This window comes from Litchfieldia stipae (assembly GCF_014837155.1).
Lineage (GTDB): Bacteria > Bacillota > Bacilli > Bacillales > Bacillaceae_L > Litchfieldia.
Genome location: NZ_JACYHA010000026.1, coordinates 1 through 21,772, shown reverse-complemented (window position 1 = coordinate 21,772; position 21,772 = coordinate 1). Strand labels below are relative to the sequence as shown.

General features: G+C 39.6%; 17 protein-coding genes. 12 read left to right on the top strand and 5 right to left on the bottom strand.

The window, feature by feature from the left end:
- Positions 1-317: 317 nt before the first annotated feature.
- Both F7888_RS19950 and F7888_RS19945 read right to left on the bottom strand, forming a co-directional pair.
- The gene (locus F7888_RS19950) at positions 318-4,787 is read right to left on the bottom strand and encodes a glutamate synthase-related protein (protein WP_191782711.1); all 4,470 of its coding nucleotides are present in this window, start codon (positions 4,785-4,787) and stop codon (positions 318-320) included.
- Positions 4,788-5,136: 349 nt separating this feature from the next.
- On the bottom strand, positions 5,137-6,432 hold the full coding sequence (locus F7888_RS19945) for a glutamate-1-semialdehyde 2,1-aminomutase (protein WP_191782709.1): 1,296 nt from the start codon (positions 6,430-6,432) through the stop codon (positions 5,137-5,139).
- Positions 6,433-6,586: 154 nt separating this feature from the next.
- Here F7888_RS19945 and F7888_RS19940 point away from each other — a divergent pair, with 154 nt between their 5' ends.
- The 7 genes from F7888_RS19940 to F7888_RS19910 all read left to right on the top strand — a co-directional run bounded on the left by F7888_RS19940 (position 6,587) and on the right by F7888_RS19910 (position 13,054).
- Positions 6,587-7,600, top strand: a complete 1,014-nt coding sequence (locus F7888_RS19940) for an ABC transporter ATP-binding protein (protein WP_191782707.1) — start codon at positions 6,587-6,589, stop codon at positions 7,598-7,600.
- Positions 7,601-7,637: 37 nt separating this feature from the next.
- On the top strand, positions 7,638-8,429 hold the full coding sequence (locus F7888_RS19935; protein ID WP_191782705.1) for an ABC transporter permease: 792 nt from the start codon (positions 7,638-7,640) through the stop codon (positions 8,427-8,429).
- A 3-nt stretch (positions 8,430-8,432) separates the two neighbouring features.
- Positions 8,433-9,218 carry an ABC transporter permease gene (locus tag F7888_RS19930; RefSeq protein ID WP_191782702.1) on the top strand — a complete coding sequence of 262 codons (786 nt, stop codon included), beginning with the start codon at positions 8,433-8,435 and terminating at the stop codon, positions 9,216-9,218.
- Positions 9,219-9,289: 71 nt separating this feature from the next.
- Positions 9,290-9,712, top strand: a complete 423-nt coding sequence (locus tag F7888_RS19925) for a potassium channel family protein (RefSeq protein WP_318246329.1) — start codon at positions 9,290-9,292, stop codon at positions 9,710-9,712.
- Between the two features lie 58 nt (positions 9,713-9,770).
- Complete coding sequence (bcp, locus tag F7888_RS19920; protein WP_191782700.1) at positions 9,771-10,241, top strand: thioredoxin-dependent thiol peroxidase; 471 nt, start codon at positions 9,771-9,773, stop codon at positions 10,239-10,241.
- Between the two features lie 17 nt (positions 10,242-10,258).
- Positions 10,259-11,647 (top strand): aminotransferase-like domain-containing protein, encoded by a 1,389-nt coding sequence (locus tag F7888_RS19915; RefSeq protein ID WP_191782760.1) that lies wholly within the window; start codon positions 10,259-10,261, stop codon positions 11,645-11,647.
- Positions 11,648-11,749: 102 nt separating this feature from the next.
- Positions 11,750-13,054 carry an MFS transporter gene (locus tag F7888_RS19910; protein ID WP_191782698.1) on the top strand — a complete coding sequence of 435 codons (1,305 nt, stop codon included), beginning with the start codon at positions 11,750-11,752 and terminating at the stop codon, positions 13,052-13,054.
- Positions 13,055-13,131: 77 nt separating this feature from the next.
- On the opposite strand, the gene F7888_RS19905 is transcribed toward F7888_RS19910, so the two are convergent.
- Together F7888_RS19905 and F7888_RS19900 are read right to left on the bottom strand one after the other, a co-directional pair.
- Positions 13,132-15,234 carry a HAMP domain-containing sensor histidine kinase gene (locus tag F7888_RS19905; RefSeq protein ID WP_191782696.1) on the bottom strand — a complete coding sequence of 701 codons (2,103 nt, stop codon included), beginning with the start codon at positions 15,232-15,234 and terminating at the stop codon, positions 13,132-13,134.
- Complete coding sequence (locus F7888_RS19900) at positions 15,209-15,895, bottom strand: response regulator transcription factor (RefSeq protein ID WP_191782693.1); 687 nt, start codon at positions 15,893-15,895, stop codon at positions 15,209-15,211. Before F7888_RS19900 ends, F7888_RS19905 begins: the two co-directional genes overlap by 26 nt.
- Positions 15,896-16,115: 220 nt before the next feature.
- Between F7888_RS19900 and F7888_RS19895 the strand changes: the two genes are divergently transcribed.
- From F7888_RS19895 to perR, 4 genes are all read left to right on the top strand, one after another.
- Entirely contained in the window at positions 16,116-17,372 is a 1,257-nt protein-coding gene (locus F7888_RS19895; RefSeq protein ID WP_191782691.1) for an erythromycin esterase family protein, read from the top strand.
- A gap of 416 nt (positions 17,373-17,788) precedes the next feature.
- On the top strand, positions 17,789-18,742 hold the full coding sequence (locus tag F7888_RS19890) for a D-2-hydroxyacid dehydrogenase (RefSeq protein ID WP_191782689.1): 954 nt from the start codon (positions 17,789-17,791) through the stop codon (positions 18,740-18,742).
- A gap of 3 nt (positions 18,743-18,745) precedes the next feature.
- Positions 18,746-19,294 carry a cob(I)yrinic acid a,c-diamide adenosyltransferase gene (locus F7888_RS19885; protein ID WP_191782687.1) on the top strand — a complete coding sequence of 183 codons (549 nt, stop codon included), beginning with the start codon at positions 18,746-18,748 and terminating at the stop codon, positions 19,292-19,294.
- Positions 19,295-19,426: 132 nt separating this feature from the next.
- Positions 19,427-19,870 (top strand): peroxide-responsive transcriptional repressor PerR, encoded by a 444-nt coding sequence (gene perR / locus F7888_RS19880; RefSeq protein ID WP_225228919.1) that lies wholly within the window; start codon positions 19,427-19,429, stop codon positions 19,868-19,870.
- Positions 19,871-19,891: 21 nt separating this feature from the next.
- On the opposite strand, the gene F7888_RS19875 is transcribed toward perR, so the two are convergent.
- Positions 19,892-20,260, bottom strand: coding sequence for a YgzB family protein (locus F7888_RS19875; RefSeq protein WP_191782683.1), 369 nt, complete (start codon positions 20,258-20,260; stop codon positions 19,892-19,894).
- A 167-nt stretch (positions 20,261-20,427) separates the two neighbouring features.
- On the opposite strand from F7888_RS19875, the gene F7888_RS19870 reads away from it, so the two are divergent.
- Positions 20,428-21,303 (top strand): nucleotidyltransferase-like protein, encoded by an 876-nt coding sequence (locus tag F7888_RS19870; protein WP_191782681.1) that lies wholly within the window; start codon positions 20,428-20,430, stop codon positions 21,301-21,303.
- The last annotated feature ends 469 nt before the right edge of the window (positions 21,304-21,772 follow it).

Sequence of the window (21,772 nt, the reverse complement as noted above, 5' to 3'; positions counted from 1 at the left end):
GTGAAACAATACTGTACTATACATTGGTTTTGCATTCTTTACAAGGGGTATCTCACCAACATTTTTCAACAAAATTGTTTTTGTATCAATTGCTGCTTTTAAAGTCGCAGCCTGAATACACTCCGCGTCCTGTGGGGTGACTGGTGAGCCTCCTCGTCGCGATGCTCCTGCGGGGTTTTACTTTTGGTCACGCATCCCACGGGAATCTACGTGTATTCAGGATGCTAGAAATCTAAATAAACATTGAGATAGACAACTGCAAAAAAAGCATCCCGATTCAATGAAGAATAGGGATGCTTTCTATAGTCAGTATTTGATCACTCAGTAGACACCGATGGGTCTGCTTGTTCTTTTGTCGGAATGACTTGGAAGAAATGTTGCTCAGGATTAGCAAGTAGGACTTTTAATTCGTCTGCTTCTTGCTGTTGTCCGTGTTCAACGAGACCATCAATATATTTGCCTAATAGCTCTTGTACATCTTGCTTTCCTTTTTCAGAAAGGGCTTGGATTGAAACCTTTGCACCTTTTGCAATACGACGTTCGATCGCTGCTTTTGTTAGACCCATTTCAGGCTGGTGACGAAGGTAGACAACTCCACCAGTCATACCTGCACAAATCCACGGACCAGCGTCCCCAAGGACAAGACCACGACCATTTGTCATATATTCAAAGGCAAAGCCTTTAATATTTGAATGAACTCCAATGTTTCCATTTTCATGCTCAGGGATAGGTGTTGTTAATTGACCACCGATAATCATATCAGCACCTGATAGACGAATACCAGCACGTGCATCGGCATTTCCTTGAACGAGTAGAAGTCCTTGCTGTGCTCCATATCCAAAGCCTTTTCCGACAGAACCGTTATAGTAGTTGCCGTCTTTTCCTTTCGATTTGAAGATCTGGATGCTTCCACCAAATGCCGTTTTTCCGATGCCGTCTTGTGCGCCACCGTCAACCTGAATGTCGATACCCGTTGTATTATAGGCACCTAATCCATTACCAGGAATTGAACCATCCTTGTAGCGTAATTTCACTTCAGGAAGCTTCTTATATGATCCATCTAAACGTCCTCTTACACGGTGACAAGATACACGACTTGCTAACACACGTTGTTCTGAGGTAACCGTTGTGAAGTCTCTTGACATTTGTAGGTCATCTACATTTAGATCAAGGTATTCTGCGCCAGCAGCTACTAATAATTGTTGCTCTTCAACACTTGCAGCTACTTCTTTTTGTGCAAATTGCTTCACTTCAAGAGGCTGTAATAGATTGCTTAAATCCATTGCATTAAGTCCTCTTGTTTGTTCTAGTAAATCTGAGCGTCCAACTAGATCTTGAAGATTGTCATGACCTAATGAAGCAGTAATAGCTTTTAATTCTTCACCAAAAGCAGTAAAGAAGTTCACTAGGTTTTGGACTGCCCCCTCTAATTGACGAGGGACGAAGCGACGTAAGCCATGCTCCTTCGCTTGAGCCTCAGATTCGATTTGAGTTGCGATACCAACATGACATGTATCAAGGTGACAGCCACGACATGTTGTACAACCAATGGCAATCATTGATAAAGTTCCGAAACCAATTCGGTTTGCACCAAGGAGCATAACCTTGACAACATCAAGAGCACTCTTGATTCCACCGTCTGCCCAAAGCTCGACTTGATTACGAAGTCCAGCCTCTAATAGAGCATTATGTGCTGCTTTTACACCAATTTCAACTGGAAGACCAACATATTGTAATGCATGAATTCTTGCTGCCCCTGTTCCACCATCAAATCCACTTAGAGTAATGATGTCAGCTCCAGCTTTTGCAATACCAACGGCAATTGTACCGATGTTAGGAACTACTGGTACTTTAACCGCTACTTTTGCTTGATCGTTAGCCGTCTTCAATTCTGCAATCATTTGTGCTAAGTCTTCGATTGAGTAGATGTCATGGTTATTAGATGGTGAGATTAAATCTGAACCTAGCGTTGCGTTACGAGCTTCCGCTACCTTTGCTGTAACCTTCGATCCAGGTAAGTGACCACCTTCACCAGGCTTAGCCCCTTGACCAATCTTGATTTCTAATAGATTAGAAGAGTTGATTAACTCAGCATTGACACCGAAACGTCCTGAAGCGACCTGTTGGCCACGAGTACGTGGGTATTTGCCAAGCATATCTTTGATCTCTCCACCTTCACCATTTAAACTAACCATATTTAAGCGGTCAGCACCTTCAGCGTAGGCACGGAAAGCAATCTCGTTCTGAGAACCAAATGACATCGACGAAATAATGAATGGAAGGCTATGCTCACCAACCGAAATATTTACCTTATCAGCAGATACAGGCTTATCTGCTTTCTTAAGATCTGTTAAGTGACGAATCGTTGTTGGATTATTTTCCTCTTGTTCTGTTAATTTTTCACGATAGCCGTCATATGAACCAGATTGAGCAACTTCACCGATTGCCTTCCAAATACGAGGGAAGAGGTGGAAGCTCTTTCCTGGGCGAGCTTTCTCATTTTCAAAATCAACAGCACGCTCGATAGCGTCCTTTTTCAGAGTTTCAAAGTTAAAGTCAACAGACTCAGAACCTAAGAAGTTCACAATTTTAAGGTAGTTAGAAATTTCTTCGTTTAATCCGATACTTGAGAATAGGCGTGAATATCCGCGTAATTCATGAATCCCGATTGTTGAAATGACTTTCTCTAGACCTTTAATGATTGAGCTATATAGGTTTGATGCTGGTTGGATAGTATCCTCAGAAACGGTAGCAAATAGTAGGTATGGACTGATAATGTTTGCACCTAATCCGTAAGCTAGAATGATATCGTGTAATGAACGAATCGCACCAGAGCGTAATAATAATGAACAATTACGTCTTAGTTGTGATTGTACTAATGCTTGATCCACAGCAGAGATAATTAAGTGAGGATCAATCCATAGCTGTCCGTTCTTATGAGCAGCTGCATCATCAATCACAATCAATGTCTTACCTTGTTCAACCGCTTCTTTTGCTTCGTTTGACAACCTGATTAGTGCATCATTAAGAGTCTCATCCTCTGTGAATGTTGCCGTTAAATAGTGTACTAGCTTATGCTTAGTAAACTCTTCTACGACCTGATCATAAGATGGCTGGCCAGTAGTGCTAGAGCATTCATAGCCTAAATTTCCCTCGATTAATAATGGAGAAGTAAGCTCCATTACTAAGTCTTTTTCCGCATTCTCAACAAGAGAAGGGCGCTTTCCAATAATCGTACGGGTAGAGAAATGCTCTGTTTCACGGTCACGGTCAATTGCTGGATTTGTAACAACTGCGACGCTTTCCTTAATGAAATCAGCAATATTTCTTCTGCCTGTATCGATCGCTGCTAATGGAGCATCATGACCAAGAGAACGGATTGGCTCTGCTCCTTTTTCTGCCATTTGCTCAAGCAGTTGAATGTGCTCACGATCCCAGCCAAATGCAGCGTATTGTCCGTTATGCACCTTCGTAGAAGCTGACATCGTAATTGTTTTATCCAGAGTAGGAGTAGCTAAACGAGAACGATAGTCTTCAAGACTTACTTTCTTAGAAAAACGATTGAATACTTCTTCTTGATATGAAGCATATTCATAGACCTTGATGTAATCATCATTTGACCATTTCAATCCCATTTTTTCACCAGGTGAAAGTGGCTTTGGTTCTGCTACATATTCAGTTGAAGGAATGATTCCAGGCTCAGATGAGAACAGATAGGTTGTTTCTGTTTCAATCTTCCAAAGAGGGCGTAAGCCGAGTGCATCCACACTAAATACAGCTTCATCTGCAAATCTTGAGATAATTCCTGCAGGACCTTGGGCAAAGTGCCCCCAAGCCTCACGAATATACGTATATAAATCCTGTAAATGATCAGGATATGCTTTGATTTCATTGACGATAGGTGGGAATAAAACATCCATCGCTTCGAATAAGCTATAACCATCACGAGAAATAAGTGTTTCAATGGTACGGCTTAAATCTTGCGAGTCACTACCACCATCAGTTAGTGGAACATTAATCATTCTTGCTTCATCACGTAGCTTAGAAATCGTGTTAATTTCTCCATTGTGACCTAGGACACTAAATGGTTGTACACGGAAGAAGTTTGATAATGTGTTTGTAGAATAACGATTATGTCCTAAAGTCATCGTTGATGCGACAAGAGGATTTGCTAAATCGTGATAGAATTTTGGTAATATGTCTCCTGCACCAAGTACCTTGTAGACAGCATGGTGGTTACTTAATGAAGCAACATGGACATTTGTGTCTTTTTCAGCCTCTATTGTTAGATCAAATAGAGTTTTTGTTAGATTAAGAGATTGATTCGGTAGTAAAGCTACTTGCCAAAAAACAGGTTCTTCCTGGGAAGCAATAGGACCTAAAGCATTTGAAGAAGTGACATTGGTTGAAGAATAGATAACAGACAGGCCTTTTTCAGTGAAAAGCTGTAGTAATGTTTCTTTGATTTGTTCAAAGTTAGCATTTCTGTTAATAAAGAAATGACCGACTGTAAATTCTTCTTGGTCCACTAATTCAGGATTTTGACCTACCCCTTGAAGCTTTACTTTCCATAGAGCTGTAGGAATATCGATATGAATTCCTACTCCGTCGCCTTCTCCATTAATAAATCCAGCGCGGTGATTCATTTTGACAAGCGCATCGATGACAGCATCAATATTTGCTTTTGTTGGGATTCGTTTCTTTTCAATCGCAGAAACGATTCCACATGCATCGTGCTCTTGACGGTGAAATTCTTTAAATAGACTTGGACTCCAGTTGTTTTCCATTTAAGTGGCTTTTAGGAAGGGCTTTTTTCTACATTGTATACAAACTTACTGTATCTTAGCTGTAATTCCCCCACTATATAGCCTCCACCTCCTAAAAAGATTTTTTTCTCTCTATCTCTATTTTTTGTTATTAACCATTTAAAGCGAAAAAGAACAAATTTTCAGAAATGTATAATCTATCTTAACATATTAACTATACAAAATCAATTTAATATTCAATTGGTTGGATATGGTATTCATTTTCGGTTTTATAGGTAAGTACTAATAACACAATATTGTAAGCGTTTTCTGTATCTATATAACAAAGGTTGAGAGGAGAAACCCTCTCAACCGTTTGTTGAGTGTATATTTATGAATTTTTTAGTATATTAAATGCATGGTCAACTGCTTTTAGTGTTTGAGTGATGTCTTCTTCAGTGTGTGCTAATGTTAAGAACCAAGCCTCATATTTCGATGGAGCAAGATTCACACCTTGTTGTAGCATGAGCTTGAAGAATTTGGCAAACATTTCGCCATCTGTATTTTCAGCTTGTTCATAATTCACAATCGTTTCAGTGGTGAAATAAATGGTCAAAGCACCTTTTAGTCGATTAATGGTGATGGGAATACCATGTGTATTTGCATGTGCGAGAATGCCTTCTTCTAAGATTGCACCAAGACGATCTAAGCGATCATATAAGCCTTCCTCTTGAAGAACCTCTAAGCAAGCGATTCCTGAGAGGATCGATGCAGGATTTCCGGCCATTGTTCCGGCTTGATAGGCTGGTCCAAGTGGAGCGACTTGTTCCATGATTTCTTGTTTCCCACCATAAGCGCCGATTGGTAGTCCGCCCCCGATGATTTTTCCAAGAGCGGTTAAGTCTGGCTTCACACCTAGTAAATCCTGTGCACCACCATACATGAAGCGGAACGCTGTAATCACTTCATCATAGATGACAAGTGCGCCAGCTTGATGTGTTAGCTCATTGATTTGCTCAAGAAATCCTTCTTTTGGTTCAACGATTCCGAAATTCCCGACGATAGGTTCAACAAGAACTGCTGCTACTTCATGACCCCATTTGTCCAAGGCTTCCTTGAATGGCTCAATTTCGTTAAATGGAACTGTGATTACTTCTTTAGCAATACTTTTTGGAACTCCAGCTGAATCGGGTGTTCCAAGTGTAGATGGTCCAGATCCTGCTGCAACAAGCACTAAGTCTGAATGACCGTGATAGCAGCCAGCGAATTTAATGATTTTATCTCGTTTTGTATAAGCACGAGCAACACGGATCGTCGTCATGACGGCTTCAGTCCCCGAGTTGACAAAGCGGACCTTATCCATATTTGGCATTGCTTCTTTGATCATTTTCGCGAATTTGATTTCGTGTGGAGTTGGTGTTCCGTAAAGGACTCCATTTTCCGCAGCTTCTTTAATCGCATTTGTAATATGGGGGTGGGCATGTCCAGTAATGATTGGACCATATGCAGCTAAATAATCGATGTATTTGTTGCCATCAACATCCCAGAAATAGGCTCCTTTTGCTCGTTCCATCACAACAGGTGCACCGCCACCGACGGCTTTGTATGATCTTGAAGGGCTGTTCACGCCTCCAACTATATGTTCTAATGCTTCATTATGTAATTCTGTTGATTTTGTAAAATTCATTTCGATTTGTCCTCCTTAGTAACATCACTTTTTCTATTTTATCATTGAAAGGCTAGTAGTTAAAACTTTGAGAGATATTAAATGATATCATTTGAAACATCTTTGTAGGTTGATTACACTAGTTGTTATGGTTAAAAAAGTGGAGGTAAGAAAAGTGAAGAATGTCATAGAGGTAGAGTCACTTAGGAAAGAATTTAAATCATATTCTAGTAGACAGGGGTTAAAAGGTGCCTTTCGTGATTTATTCACAAGAAATTATAAGGTGCTTAGAGCCGTAGATGATATATCACTGACCATTAAAGAAGGTGAGATGGTCGGTTATATCGGCGAAAATGGGGCTGGTAAATCAACGACGATTAAGATGCTTACGGGAATTTTAACACCAACATCTGGTTTTGTAACGGTTAACGGGATGAATCCACATAAGGAACGAGAGAAGTTTGCACAAACAATCGGAGTTGTGTTTGGACAGCGGTCCCAGCTTTGGTGGGATATTGCGGTTCAGGAATCCTTCCGATTATTGAAAAAAGTATATAAGGTGTCTGATGAAGATTATAAAAGGCATATGGAGCATGTAATTGAGTCGTTGGATATCGGTCCCTTGCTTGATAAGCCGGTGAGGAAGCTTTCGCTAGGTCAAAGAATGAGATGTGAGCTAGCTGCCGCCTTATTACATAATCCGCCATTGTTATTTCTAGATGAGCCGACGATTGGCCTGGACGTTCTAGTGAAATTGAAAATTCGTAAGTTCTTAAAGGAAATGAATGAGCGTTATAAAACAACGATTCTCTTAACAACCCATGACCTCTCAGATATTGAAGCATTATGTGAGAGGGTTGTGATGTTAGATGAAGGGAAAATTATTTATGACGGGCAATTAGATCAACTGAGAAGAAATTGGGGAGAGGGGAAACAAGTTCAATTCCAGTTCAGTCAAGAGGTCAGTCGTCAGGATCTCGAAACAAAAACAAGTGGGTTGGATGTGGACTGGGTACAAGCGGAACGTAAAGGGGTCTGGGTTGCCTATGTCAGAAATGATGAGAATTTGATGTCAGAGTTAATTGCTAAGGTCGTTTCTTCTTATAAAATTAAAGACATCAGCATTAATGAGGTGTCTACTGAGGAGATTATTAGAAATATTTATGAAGAAGGCATGGCTGTTCGCTAGCATTCCATGTCAGTCATAATCAGAAAGGGAATACTCAATGGATAAGTATTTAGAAATGATTCGAATCCGTTTTTTAATGATGCTTGCGTATCGGACGAATTACTATAGTGGGATTCTCATTTATAGTATCAATATTGGCGCCTATTACTTTTTGTGGACTGCTATTTATGGTGGGCAGGAGGAAATTCAGGGATTATCAGTGATTCAAATGACTACCTATATTGCTGTTTCGTGGATGGCACGGGCATTTTATTTTAATAATATCGATCGGGAAATTGCGCAGGAGATTAAGGAAGGGAAGGTCGCAATTGAATTGATTCGCCCCTATAATTACCTTGGAATGAAAACGATGCAGGGGTTAGGGGAAGGAATCTTTAGACTGTTATTTTTCTCTTTGCCAGGGATGGTGATTGTGAGCTTTATTTTTCCGCTTAGCTTTGCGACTAGTTTCATTACATGGTGTTATTTCGCGTTTTCGATTATGTTGAGTTTTATCGTGAATACGCAAATTAATCTATTAACAGGCATAATGACATTCTTTTTATTTAATAATGATGGGTTAATTCGTGCGAAACGAGTCGTGATTGATTTGTTCTCAGGATTATTGCTTCCGATTAGCTTCTATCCATTATGGGCACAGAATGTGATGAATTTCCTTCCGTTTCAAGCAATTAGTTATATTCCAAGCATGATTTTCACTGAGGGCTTTCAGGGGCAAGAAATTGTTCATGCACTTCTCATTCAATTGGTTTGGGTTGTGGTGTTAATCCTCCCTATACAGGCATTATGGGTCCTTGCGAAAAAACAACTGATTGTTCAAGGAGGGTAAGGAATGTTCTATATGTCTATGTTTTTCCAATATGTTGGTCAATATATGAAGACGCGGATGCAATACCGTGCTGATTTAGTGGTCGAGATTCTTTCTGATCTGCTATTTCAAGGGGTGAACCTTATCTTCATCCTTGTGGTCTTTGGTCATACCCAGTTTCTAAATGGCTGGGTCCGAGATGAGATTATTTTTATCTATGGCTTTTTCCTTGTCCCGTATGCTCTCTTTTCATCGTTCTTTAATATTTGGGATTTTAACGATCGTTATATCGTCAAAGGGGAGATGGACCGGATATTAACTCGGCCGATTCATAGTCTGTTTCAAATCATTTTGGAGCGTATGGAGCTGGAGTCCTTATTTGGTGTAATCACAGGATTAGTGGTGATGTTCTATGCAGGGGCCAATCTTGGGCTAACGATTTCTTGGTATGATCCATTTATCTTTATTGTCTTGGTGTTAGGTGGAGCATTAGTGTATGCGGCGATTTTCATTATGATTGCGAGCATTGGTTTTTGGTCTGATGCGAGAACGTCCATTATGCCGATGATGTATAACATCGGGAACTACGGAAGATACCCAGTTGATATCTATAATAAGGTGATCCGTTTCACATTAACATGGATTCTTCCATTTGCCTTTGTTGGTGTGTACCCAGCTTCGTATTTTCTTGGTAAAACGGATTGGTATGTCTATGCGTTTATGACGCCAGTGGTTGGTGTTGCCTTCTTTGGAGTCGCGTTAGTTTTATGGAATCATGGGGTCACGAAATATCGTGGTGCTGGGAATTAAATAAGTTTTCTTTATTAAAGGGATAAGTTGGCCAACCTCTTCGTATACATGTAGAAATGAATTGGTGAGAGGTGAGACAACTGGTCCCTTTATTTTTGCTTAGTGTTACGATTATCGGTCTTATATCTAGTATTCGTTCATTATTCATGGCGAAGTTTAGTAAAAAACAGTATATATCGATTGAAAATGTCGTCTTTCTACTATTAATTTATGTGACAGTATTAATGGGGTTTGGAATTATATATGTGGTCCTAGATTTAAATAGCTTTCCGGTGTTGAATCAAAATGGTGCGGCCTTTACAGGAGGCTTCTCAGAGCGACTTGAGTCTTCGATGTACTTTAGTGCGATTACGTTATTGTCTGTGGGATATGGGGATATTACTCCGGTTGGTGTTGGAAGATGGGTGGCGATTGTTGAGGCGTTGATTGGCTACACAATTCCAATGGCATTTGTTGTGAAGACAGTGATTAATATAGATCGCAATGAAAGTTGAAAAATGAGGATAAGTTCTGTACGCTTTAAATAAAAGGAAACAGAATGGAGAGAGATAGATGACGATTGAAGTGGGACAAAAGGCGCCTGATTTTGAGTTGGTGGCAAATAATGGTGAAAAGGTGAAGTTATCAGATTTTCAAGGTAAACATGTCGTGATGTATTTTTATCCAAAAGATATGACACCAGGGTGTACAACACAAGCATGTGATTTCAGGGATTTTTATCAGGATTTCTCAGAATTAGATTGTGTCATTTTGGGGGTTAGCCCAGATCCAGTAGCGAAGCATGAGAAATTTAGGGACAAGTACAATCTGCCGTTTTTACTATTAGTGGATGATGAGCATCAAGTGGCGGAGAAGTATGGAGTTTGGAAGTTAAAGAAAAACTTCGGGATTGAGTATATGGGGATTGAGAGGTCTACCTTTGTGATTGATAAAGAAGGTAATCTTGTGAAGGAGTGGCGTAAGGTTAGGGTGAAAGGACATGTGGAAGAGGCTTTGAATTATGTGAAAGAGAATCTTTTGTGACATGAAGGCTGAAGATGATGCCAGTTAATTCCTTTGATAACTATCCGATGAGCTGGAAGCCAGCAATTGATAGAACTGAAAAACCGATTTATCAAGTGCTCGCAAGGAAATTAGAGCAGGATATCGTAAACGGAGTCTTGCTGCCTGGAACAAAGCTACCTCCACAAAGAGAGCTAGCAGATTATTTGGATTTGAATTTGAGTACCATTTCGAAGGCCTTTAAAGTATGTGAGTTAAAGGGTTTGTTAAGTGCGGCAGTAGGAAGTGGAACTTTTGTATCATATGGTGCATTGTCCAATTCGTATTTACTTGAAGAATCAAAGCCGAAGCACTTAATTGAAATGGGGGCAACCCTTCCAGACGATGCTTCATATGAGCCACTTGTCCTTCAGTTGAAAAGTATGCTGCAGGAGACAAGTTATGAAAAGTGGTTTGGGTATGGTCGAGCAGGCGATAGTCTATGGCAAAAGGATGCAGCGATTAAATTGATCCGACGAAGTGGATTTGAAACAACTGTTGATCACGTTTTATTTGCTAATGGAGGTCAAAATGCGATTGCAGCTACATTAGCAAGTCTTTGTAAGCCTGGGGATCGCATTGGTGTAGATCAGCACACATACCCGGGTTTGAAGACTGTGGCAGCGATGTTGAATGTGCAAATTGTACCGATTAAAGCTGAGAACTATACGATGAGTCCAACTTCTTTTGAAAATGCGTGTAAAAATGAACATATAAAAGGAATCTACTTAATTCCAGATTACCATAATCCAACAGCTTCCTATATGCCGGTTGAGCATAGAAAAAGGATAGCAGCCATTGCTAAAAAATATAACCAGTTCATCATTGAGGATGGCTCATATCATTTAATGGCCAAAGAACCACTACCAGCACTTGCGGCATTTGCGCCAGAGCAGACGATCTATATTGCGAGTTTGTCTAAATCGTTCGCACCAGGATTACGACTAGCTTATGTAGCTGTGCCAAGTCAATACAAGGAGCCAATTTCAAAAGCGCTTTATAACTTAAACATAACAGTGTCTCCGTTATTAGCAGAATTGACAGCACGTACAATTGTATCGAATCAGTTTGAACGTCTTATCGAAGGGCATCGAGAACAATCTATTCAAAGAAACCAAGTTGTTAACTGCTATTTGGATGATTATTCTTGTCTAGGTGTAGAAACAGGCATTTTTCGTTGGTTGCTTTTACCTGAGAAGATAACAGGTGCTGAATTCGAAGCAATAGCTGCAAAGCAGGGTGTTCAAGTATATGCTGCTGAACGCTTTGTTGTTGGAAATAGTTGTCCAGACAGGGCGGTAAGGATTTCCGTCTGTGCACCAAAAACAATTGAAGAGCTAGAACAAGGCGTGAGGATCCTCAAAAGGTTGCTTGACGAACTTAGTTAATATTGTTTGCCATACAATAATTATATTGTATGGTTTTTTTGCGCGTGTTATGATGATGCAAATCTACTTGGAGCTTCAGAAAAGAAAAGGGGAGGTTTGCTAATGATGCCACAAGAAAAGGCAGAAGCGTTGGACAGTCAATCAGCTTTGATTCAAAGCTATATTCATTCTGAGGAAAAACAGCAGCAACTTTATAAGAGAACGTTAATTGTTGTTGTGATTTCGCAAATTTTTGGTGGTGCAGGACTTGCAGCAGGAATTACGGTAGGGGCACTTTTGGCACAAAGTATCCTAGGGACAGATAGTGTTACGGGAATTCCAACGGCGCTCTTTACTTTAGGGTCAGCAGGGGCGGCACTACTTGTGGGACGATATTCTCAAAGGTTTGGACGTCGTTTTGGTCTTACGCTAGGTTTCTTGGCAGGAGGAATTGGTGCGATTGGCGTTGTTCTTGCTGCTCTGATGGGTAGTATTCTGCTATTATTTGCTTCTTTGGTGATTTATGGGGCTGGAACGGCTACAAACCTACAAGCACGCTATGCTGGGACTGATTTGGCGAACTCAACACAACGAGCAAAGGCGATTAGTCTGGCAATGGTTACGACGACACTTGGGGCAGTTGCTGGACCAAATCTAGTTGATGTGATGGGTGGTTTTGCTAGTTCGATAGGTATTCCACCATTGGCTGGTCCGTTTATCTTAGCGGCTGCTGCGTATCTACTTGCTGGTCTTGTCTTCTTTCTTTTTCTCCGTCCTGATCCATTTATTGTGGTAAGAGCTATAGCTGGTGCCCAATCAACTACAAGTGATTTACCGTTAAAAGAAGATGCAGCGGTGCTGTCAAGAAACAAGCAAGGTGTAACTATTGGAGCAACAATGATGGTGCTCACTCAGTTCGTGATGATGGCGATTATGACGATGACTCCTATCCATATGGGACACCATGGGCATGGTTTGAATGATGTTGGACTTGTTATTGGCATTCATATTGGTGCAATGTTTCTGCCATCCTTAGTCACAGGTTACCTTGTTGATAAATTAGGTCGTACAGTTATGGCAATTGCTTCAGCTGTAACGTTACTTGTTGCAGGTATGTTATCAGCGCTCGGTCCTGCTGATTCAATGGTTCTCCTGATCATAGCTCTTGGTTTGTTAGGACTGGGTTGGAATTTTGGGTTAATTAGTGGTACTGCTATTCTTGTAGATTCGACTCCATCCTCAACTCGAGCAAAGACGCAGGGGTCAGTAGATGTGTTTATCGCATTGGCTGGTGCTTTAGGTGGAGGGATTTCTGGTGTGGTTGTAGCACATTCAAGCTATGCAGTCCTTTCAATTGCTGGGGCAGTGCTTTCATTATTGCTTATACCGGTTGTTCTTTGGATTGGAAGTAAGAAGAGAGTGTCTTAGCGTCGGAGTCATAAGATATATACATTTTGAAGTAAAAACGACAATCACAATTTGGATTGTCGTTTTTGGTGTTATCACTATTCGTTCAATTCTAGTCTATCTGTCTCTCTCTCTTCCCATTTTGGCAACTGGATAATAGATTTGAATAGGTCCCCGTCGACGTGGATGGAGAAGGTTCCTTTTTGTATTTCGATTAGGTTTTTGGCGATTGATAGACCAAGACCACTGCCTGTGCTGGTTCTGGATTCATCGCCTCGTTTGAATCGTTCCATTAATTCATCAGCAGAGATGTTTAATTCATAGGCTGAGATGTTTTTGAAGCTGAGACGCATTTCATTGCCTAAGTCTTCTATATCGATGTAGACCCTTGAATGTTCGAGAGAGTAATTGAAGATATTCGATAATAAGTTTTCAATAGATCTCCACAATAATTTGCCATCTGCAGCCACATACACCTTATTCGGTGGTGAGTTGAGCTTGATTTCTAATCCTCCTGCTTCAATTTTGTCATTTAATTCTCCAAGTCCTTGTGTAAGTAAGGAGACGAGGTCGATTTTTTCAAGAGTAACGGGAATATTTCCGCTTGAGGCCTTTGAGGCTTCGAATAAATCGTCAGTTAATAGTTTGAGTCTTTGTGACTTTTGCTCAAGCACTTCAATGTATTCGCTTGTTTTTGTTGGATCCTGTTCGTTTTTCAATAAATCAACATATGTGATAATTGAGGTTAGTGGATTGCGAATATCATGAGACACATTGGTAATCAATTCGGTTTTTAACCGTTCGCTCTTTAACTCGCTATCTACGGCTTTTTTCAGTCCGTCGGTTATGCTATTGATATTAGAAGCGAGCTTTGCGAATTCTCCTTTGCCATTCACATCAATGCGATGATGAAGGTTTCCATCCTTAATGACTTCAATTCCTTCTTGGATTTGTTGGAATGTCTTGACCTTTTTAAAAGCAAACCATGCTGCTATACCGATTGTAATCGGGAACATGAAAAACGTTAACGCAATCAATAGCGGGTAGCCGATGACGATGAGAACAGTCTTGACTGCAACTCCTCCGCTCTTATAGACATCCCCAATAAATTTTACAATTGTATAGATCAAGGTGAAAAGTAAGGTGTGCTTGATTAGCGTTCGATTTTTTCGATGCTTGACGAGAGATAGAATTAGAAGTAACCCCAAGCAGACAATCGGGAATGTGACAGGGATAATCATTTTCTCGATATGTTCAAATACATCATCAATTAATACAACCCAAAATCCCATTAGAACAATACATAATCCAATATTGAGATCGTTATATAGTCGATCAATCGGGAGGAAGTGTACCTCTTTGTCCTTAAAAGATTTTCTTCCGACTACGAGAACAAGATAAATAAATGAAAGAATAAATCCTGTTAAAAATCCTAAAAATTGATAAAGGCTTTTAGTTGCAATGACTTTTCCTTCTTGCCACTCTTGCGTTTTATTACTTAATAATGGTTCTGTAAATGCGACGTAAATAACGGTGTTTTCCATGTCAACTTCATTCATATGATCTGTAATTCGGTGCAAATGCTCGTTTGTTTCTGATTCTTTTGGATAAATTTCTTGTTTATAACCTTCAAAGATTAGATAAGTAGGGAAGGCGACAAACTGTTCTTTTTTTGTATTAGAACTGTTTGCAAACTCTTGGCTTCCATTATTCGCATAAAATAATGGTTCATAATTCTCGAGATTTTGTACGATTTGATGAAAGGACTTTAGGTCTTGTTTGATCATTTGCTCCTTCGCTTCAGTCAGCTTGTCTGCATACTCAGCTCTGAAATTTTCGAAATTCTTTTCTTCCCCTAATTCTGGTTGATAGCTTTTTGAATGTGGGAATACAGAGTAGTATATTTGTTCTTCAACTGCTTTCCAATCATCCTGGTTAATCGAACTGCCGCTTAAAATATGTTCTTCACTTTTATATTTTCCTAATAGTGTTGTCAGGTCACGGATTAGAGGTGCACTTTCGTCTATATAGGCACTGCTATCTAAGTACATTTCCTCTGTAACGCTCCCAAACTCTCCATCATTTACAATCTCCACCTCAACAAAGGACCGAATCATACCTGTTAAACACAGGGCTGCGATTAAAAATATGATTAGCTTTGTTACGATGGAATGGCTATATTTTTTCAACTTTATATCCAACTCCCCACACCACCTTCAAATATTTTGGTTCTTTCGGATTTATTTCGATTTTCTCTCTAATTTTTCGAATATGGACAGTTACGGTATTTTCTGGGTTAAAGGACGTTTCGTTCCATACCTTTTCATAGATTTCTTCAATGGTGAATACTTTTCCAGCGTTTGCTGTCAGCAACCTTAAAATCTTATATTGGACAGGCGTAAGATGAACATCTTCACCATCAACGGTGATTGATTTACTTTCATCGTCGATAACGAGTCCACCTGTCTGAAGGTGGCTACTTCTAGTTTCCAGTCCGCCAAGAGTCGTATACCTTCTTAACTGAGATTTCACTCGCGCAATCAGTTCTAAAGGGTTGAAGGGCTTGACGAGATAATCATCCGCACCGATATTTAATCCTAAAATTTTGTCATAGTCCTCTGATTTGGCAGAAAGCATGATCAATGGGATATTATGTTCTCTTCTAATCTCCATGGTTGCTTTGATTCCATCCATCTTTGGCATCATGATATCCATGATAATGAGATGAATGTCGTGTTCTCTGATTTCTTCTATTGCCTCTATTCCATTAAAAGCTTTGAATACGTGATAGCCTTCATTTTCTAAATAGATGCCAATCGCATCGACAATCGCTATATCATCATCACAAACTAAAATATTCATGAGAAATCACTCCTACATCTGACGTTCAACACTTACATCACCTCTCTAGTATTCGCATTAATAGAATAATACCAATCAAATCTTAACAAACACCGAACGTAAATCTTAAGATTTTCTTAATATTCTTTGATGGGAAGTGTTGCGTATAATCAAGGTTGTGAATGTGTTTTAAGGTGAATGGGGAAACTTCAATTATTCTTTAAATTGAAGGAGATCATGTATGAACAGAAACATCATTCAAGACATTAGAGATGAAGCAATCAAATTTGAATCGGCAAGTGACTTGCAGAAAATTGTTGATGCTATAGGGAGTAAACAGTTTGTATTACTTGGTGAAGCGTCACATGGCACTTCTGAGTTTTATTCGATTCGAGCAGAGCTTTCAAAAATGTTAATTGAGCAAAAAGGGTTTAACGTCATTGCTGTTGAAGGGGATTGGCCGTCTTGTTTTGAAGTGAACCGCTATATTAAAGGCTATGAAAACCATTTTAAAAGCAGTGAGGAGGCTTTATTGAAAGGATTTAATCGCTGGCCGACTTGGATGTGGGCGAATGAGGAAATTGCTCAGCTTTGTCATTGGTTAAAGGAATACAACGGGGATCAGGAGCAGAAGGTAGGATTCTACGGGATTGATGTGTATAGTTTGTGGGAATCGATGGAGGAAGTCATTTCGTATTTGCAGAAGACGAACTCACCAGATGTGGAAGTGGCTAAAAAAGCATATAGCTGTTTTGAGCCTTTTAATAGAAGAGAAGATAATTATGGTGTGTCAGCTTCGTTTCTTTCAGAGGATTGTATTGATGAAGTGATTGACCTTTTAACGACTGTTAGACGAAATAAGCATAAATATTCACATGCAGAAGAAGATTTAAATCTAGATATTAATTCCCTTGTGGCAGCTAACGCAGAGAGATATTATCGTGCCATGGTTAAGAATGATACGGAATCATGGAATGTAAGGGATTATCATATGTCAGATGTGATTGATAAATTAGTGGAGTATTATGGTCAAGATACGAAGGTGATTGTTTGGGAGCATAACACCCATATTGGGGATGCGAGATACACGGATATGAAGAACGAGGGCATTGTGAATGTGGGTCAAATTGTTCGTGAAAGATATGGAGAAGAGCTGGTATATGCAGTTGGCTTTGGAACTCATCGTGGACCAGTGATTGCTGCAAAACGTTGGGGAGATGATCCGGAGGTCATGGAGGTTCCTAATGGGGCCGGTGATAGCTGGGAGGATTGTCTGCATCAGGCAGGTGCGTTTGATCAGATTCTTCTGTTTGATTTGTCAAATAGAGAGAAGTTTTCAGAGGTGATTGGTCACCGTGCGATTGGGGTGGTGTATCATCCTGAGTATGAGCATTTAGGGAATTATGTGCCTTCTGTGGTTTCGAGTCGATATGATGCGTTTGTGTTTGTTGACCGAAGTCATGCGTTGGTGCCGCTGAAGATCCAGATGCTAGTGTAGAGCCTTTTTTCTTGGATAGAGGCGAGTGTCTATACCAATTAGGAGGTAGGTGAGTATGTTATGAGTGTAGGGCATACCTCCTCAGATGTTAGCGAATGGATGTGCGAGATGTAAGAGTCTCGCAATTTTTTTGTGGAGTGGAGGTGCTAAATCTATCTGGAAAATTGGAGAATGATGGCTTGTACGTTGGAACACCCAGTCTGAATACACTCCGCGTCTTGTGGGGTCTCACTTTGGCCACTTCCCGCAGGAGTCTTGAGTGTATCAATATACTGGGGTGTGTCGGTTTATTTAGTTAGGGCTCTGGAACACTGAAAGAAGCGTGAGAACCGTCCCCACTCTGCCAAAAAAAGAGGCGCAAGAATTGACCTTGTTCTGCTAAGATAGTAAGTATAAAAAAAAGGGAGGGGTTTTTGGTGTTTGTTTTATCAACTGTGAGGCCTGTGGATGGGATTATGGATGAATTGAGAGGGTTGTTTGCTGAGGCGGACTTTCGATTTTGTCAGAATATAGATGTGGCGATGGAAGATTTGCCTGTTGCTGATGTATTGGTTACCCTTGGGGAGGATTTGACTCCTGAATTAATTGAGCGAGCAACGAATTTGAAGTGGATTATGGTTGTTTCAGCTGGAATGGAGAAGATGCCGTTTGCAGCGATTGATGAGCGGGGAATTTTCGTAACTAATGCCCGAGGAATTCATAAGATCCCAATGGCGGAGTACACATTTTCAATGATTCTTCAGGTAGCAAAGAAGAACAAAGAGCTGTATGAGCTTGAACAACAGAAGGTCTGGGATCGTACGGCAGTACAGACATTTGAACTTCATGGAAAGACACTTGCCATTCTAGGTGTTGGAGCGATTGGTGGGGAAATTGCACGTATTGGTCAAGCGTTCAATTTGAATGTGATTGGTGTGAACAGTAGTGGGAATGACCAACCATCCATTGATAAAATGTATACGATGTCTCAATTAGAAGAAGTATTACAGGAAGCTGACTTTGTTGTCTCCATTTTACCAAGCACAAAGGAAACTACATACCTGTTAACAGAGGAGCATTTTCATCAGATGAAGTCTGAAGCGATTTTTATAAATATTGGTCGTGGAGATTTGGTGAAGGATGAAGTGTTGGTAAAGGTCATGAAGGAACAGAGAATTGCTCATGCTGTATTGGATGTATTTGAGAATGAACCACTTTCTGCTGAACATCCTTTCTGGGGAATGGATAATGTGACGGTTACTCCCCATATATCTAGTATTACAAAAAACTATATGCCTCGAGCGTTTGACATTTTTAAAGAAAATATGAAGGTATTTACAAGTGGTGAAGGAACGTATATCAATTTAATTGACTTGAAAAGGGGATATTAACTGATGAAAATTTATACGAAAACTGGAGACAAAGGGACAACGTCGTTGGTGTATGGAGACCGTGTGTCAAAATCTGATGTTCGTGTCGATGCTTATGGAACATGTGATGAAGCAAACTCATTTATTGGTCTTGCAGTAAGTCATTTGAAGAAGAGTCATGAGTTCGAAGGAAAAGAAGAAGTCTATAAGGTGTTTCATAAGGTGCAAACAGATCTCTTCCATGTTGGGGCAGAATTGGCGACACCAGCTGGGAAGGTCGTGAAGTGGACGTTAACTGAAGCAAATATTGAATTCCTAGAAAACACAATAGACGAATGGGATGCGGCTTTACCAGGGTTGACGAATTTTATTTTACCAGGTGGGAATGAAGTGGGTGCGACATTGCATGTTGCGAGAACTGTTGTAAGAAGAGCTGAAAGGCTTGCGGTTGATATTCCAGATGTGAATCCACTGGTCATTGCCTATTTAAATCGTTTATCTGACTTCTTATTTGTTGCGGGAAGATTTGTCAATCAGCAGCTTGGAGAAGTAGAATCGATTCTTCATTCATAAAAATTAAAAAAACATGCGTAAACACGCATTATTTCTCATATAGTAATGATAGATATGTTGACAAAATCAAGAAAACCAATGTACACTATTTATAACCATTATAAAGTAAGAACATTTTTAGAAGAGAGGTGCATGACGGTGTCAAACAATCAATTGAAGGATGCGCTTGATACGTTGAAAGAAACAGGAGTGCGTATTACTCCACAACGTCATGCGATTTTAGAGTACCTAATTAATGCAATGGCCCATCCAACCGCAGATGATATATATAAGGCGTTGGAAGGGAAATTCCCGAATATGAGTGTCGCAACAGTCTACAATAATTTACGAGTGTTCCGAGAAGTAGGTCTAGTGAAGGAATTGAATTATGGTGATGCATCAAGTCGCTTTGATTATGTTACTACCGACCACTATCATGTGATTTGTGAATCATGTGGAAAAATGGTCGACTTTCATTACCCGGGATTAAATGAGGTTGAAGCTCTAGCAGCGCATGTTACTGGCTTTAAGGTTAGTCATCATCGTATGGAAATTTACGGTACATGCCAAGATTGCCAAAAAAACGAGGTTCATTAAAATAAAATGCTGACAGCAATTCTAGCTGTCAGCTTTATTTTTAGATGATTTGCGATTGTAGCTTTCATCAAATTCCTTACCTTCTAAGTCAGGATCAAGAGTCAACGGTTCATTACAATACATACACATATCCACTCTACCTAATACCTTCGTTTGCTTATGACAGGTTGGACATGTAACCTGCACCGTTCTTGTTGAAAGTAGTCCAATCCAGAAATAAACAACTGTACTTGCGATAATAAATAGTAAACCGAATATCATAAATAGAGTCATGACTAAAGGATGAGATCTGAAGAACAATCCACCGTACATCACCACAAACCCGATGAAAATCAAGCTTAAGGCAAACGTACGAATTTTATTAATTTTATTTGAGTATTTTTTTGCCATAAAAGAAAACCTCCTCACTAGAATATAGCATATCATCACACTTGATAGAAAAGAGTATTTCAAAAAAAGAAGATAATTTTCAAAATCAATTAATATAATGGGATGAGAAGGTTTTTGTATGATTTTGTCGAATACTATAGTTTAATTACCTAAATGGAGGAACCCGTATGGAAAATATACTTCGTCCAGTATACCAAGAAAGAGCCAGTCAACCTAATACGTTAGGGATTATAATAATAGAGAAGAAGCGTTATGCGTTTCCTGTAACTGATACCTTTGACACAATTCTACTAGTGATTGTGAAGGAATTAGATGTTCCGTTAATGATTAAGCATTATGATTATGAAGGTAGAATTGCAAGCTTATATACTGTTGAAGAAGCGAAGCTAAAAGAATGGTTATTCCTGGGCTCCAATCGGAAGGTGATCGAATGGATTCTTAATGGCAAAGTCATCTTTGACCGTAACGAATACATAAGTAACCTAAAAAACCAGTTAGAAGAATTCCCTCAACAAGAACGGAAAATAAAAATGGGGATGGAATTCGGAAAGCTAATTAGAAGATATCAAGATGGCAAGGCGTTTTTTGAAATGGGTCACTATTTGGACGCCTACAACAACGTCATCCACGCGCTTCATCATCTAGCAAGATTAGCAGTGATCGAAAATGGGTTACATCCAGAGGTAACAGTCTGGAATCAAGTGCGCCAAATCGATCCAGAAATCTACAAATTATATGAAGAATTAGTAGAAAGTGAAGAAGCTCTTGGTAAAAGACTTGAGCTCCTGTTCCTAGCAAGCGAATTTCTCATTCATTCTCGAGCTAAGAAAGGTGGCAAACATCTACTAGAGGTGCTAGGCGAAAAAAGTGAGGCGTGGGTATTTGGTGAAATCCTTGAACATCCGGAGCTGAAGATTTATGCTGTGGATTTAGAGCTTATGTTAGAGTTTCTAATAGAGAAAAATCTGATTCATGTTGAAAAGGTGATAACTAAGGGGAAGGATCTATATCATAGAAACTATTCTATAGTACGGAATGATTGATAGAGAAGTTATTGTAGTATATTGAAAATGGATTCCTTTATTAATATATAATTGAACGTGATGAGAAGAAGTGTGAGCAGCACTTCTTTTTATTATCCTGGATTTTGGTGAGTTGTGTTTTTGTGTTGATGCCGTCTAAATATACTTCACATGGCTGTATTTACTCTCTATTAAATGAACAATCAATTGCGTAATAGCTTTTTTATTTTAAAAAGTGTTGACTCATTATTAAGATACATGGTATATTAATTTTCATCGCTGCGGGATATCCCAGCAGAGATTATTTTTGAAAAAACATGTTGACTCAGATAATGATACATGTTATATTAATAAAGTCGCCTCAACGAGACGATGACGAAAAAGTTCTTTGAAAACTGAACACAATAAACAAGCGTCAACGTTTTATCAAGTAACAAACTATTGAGCAATCAATACTCTTTTTGGAGAGTTTGATCCTGGCTCAGGATGA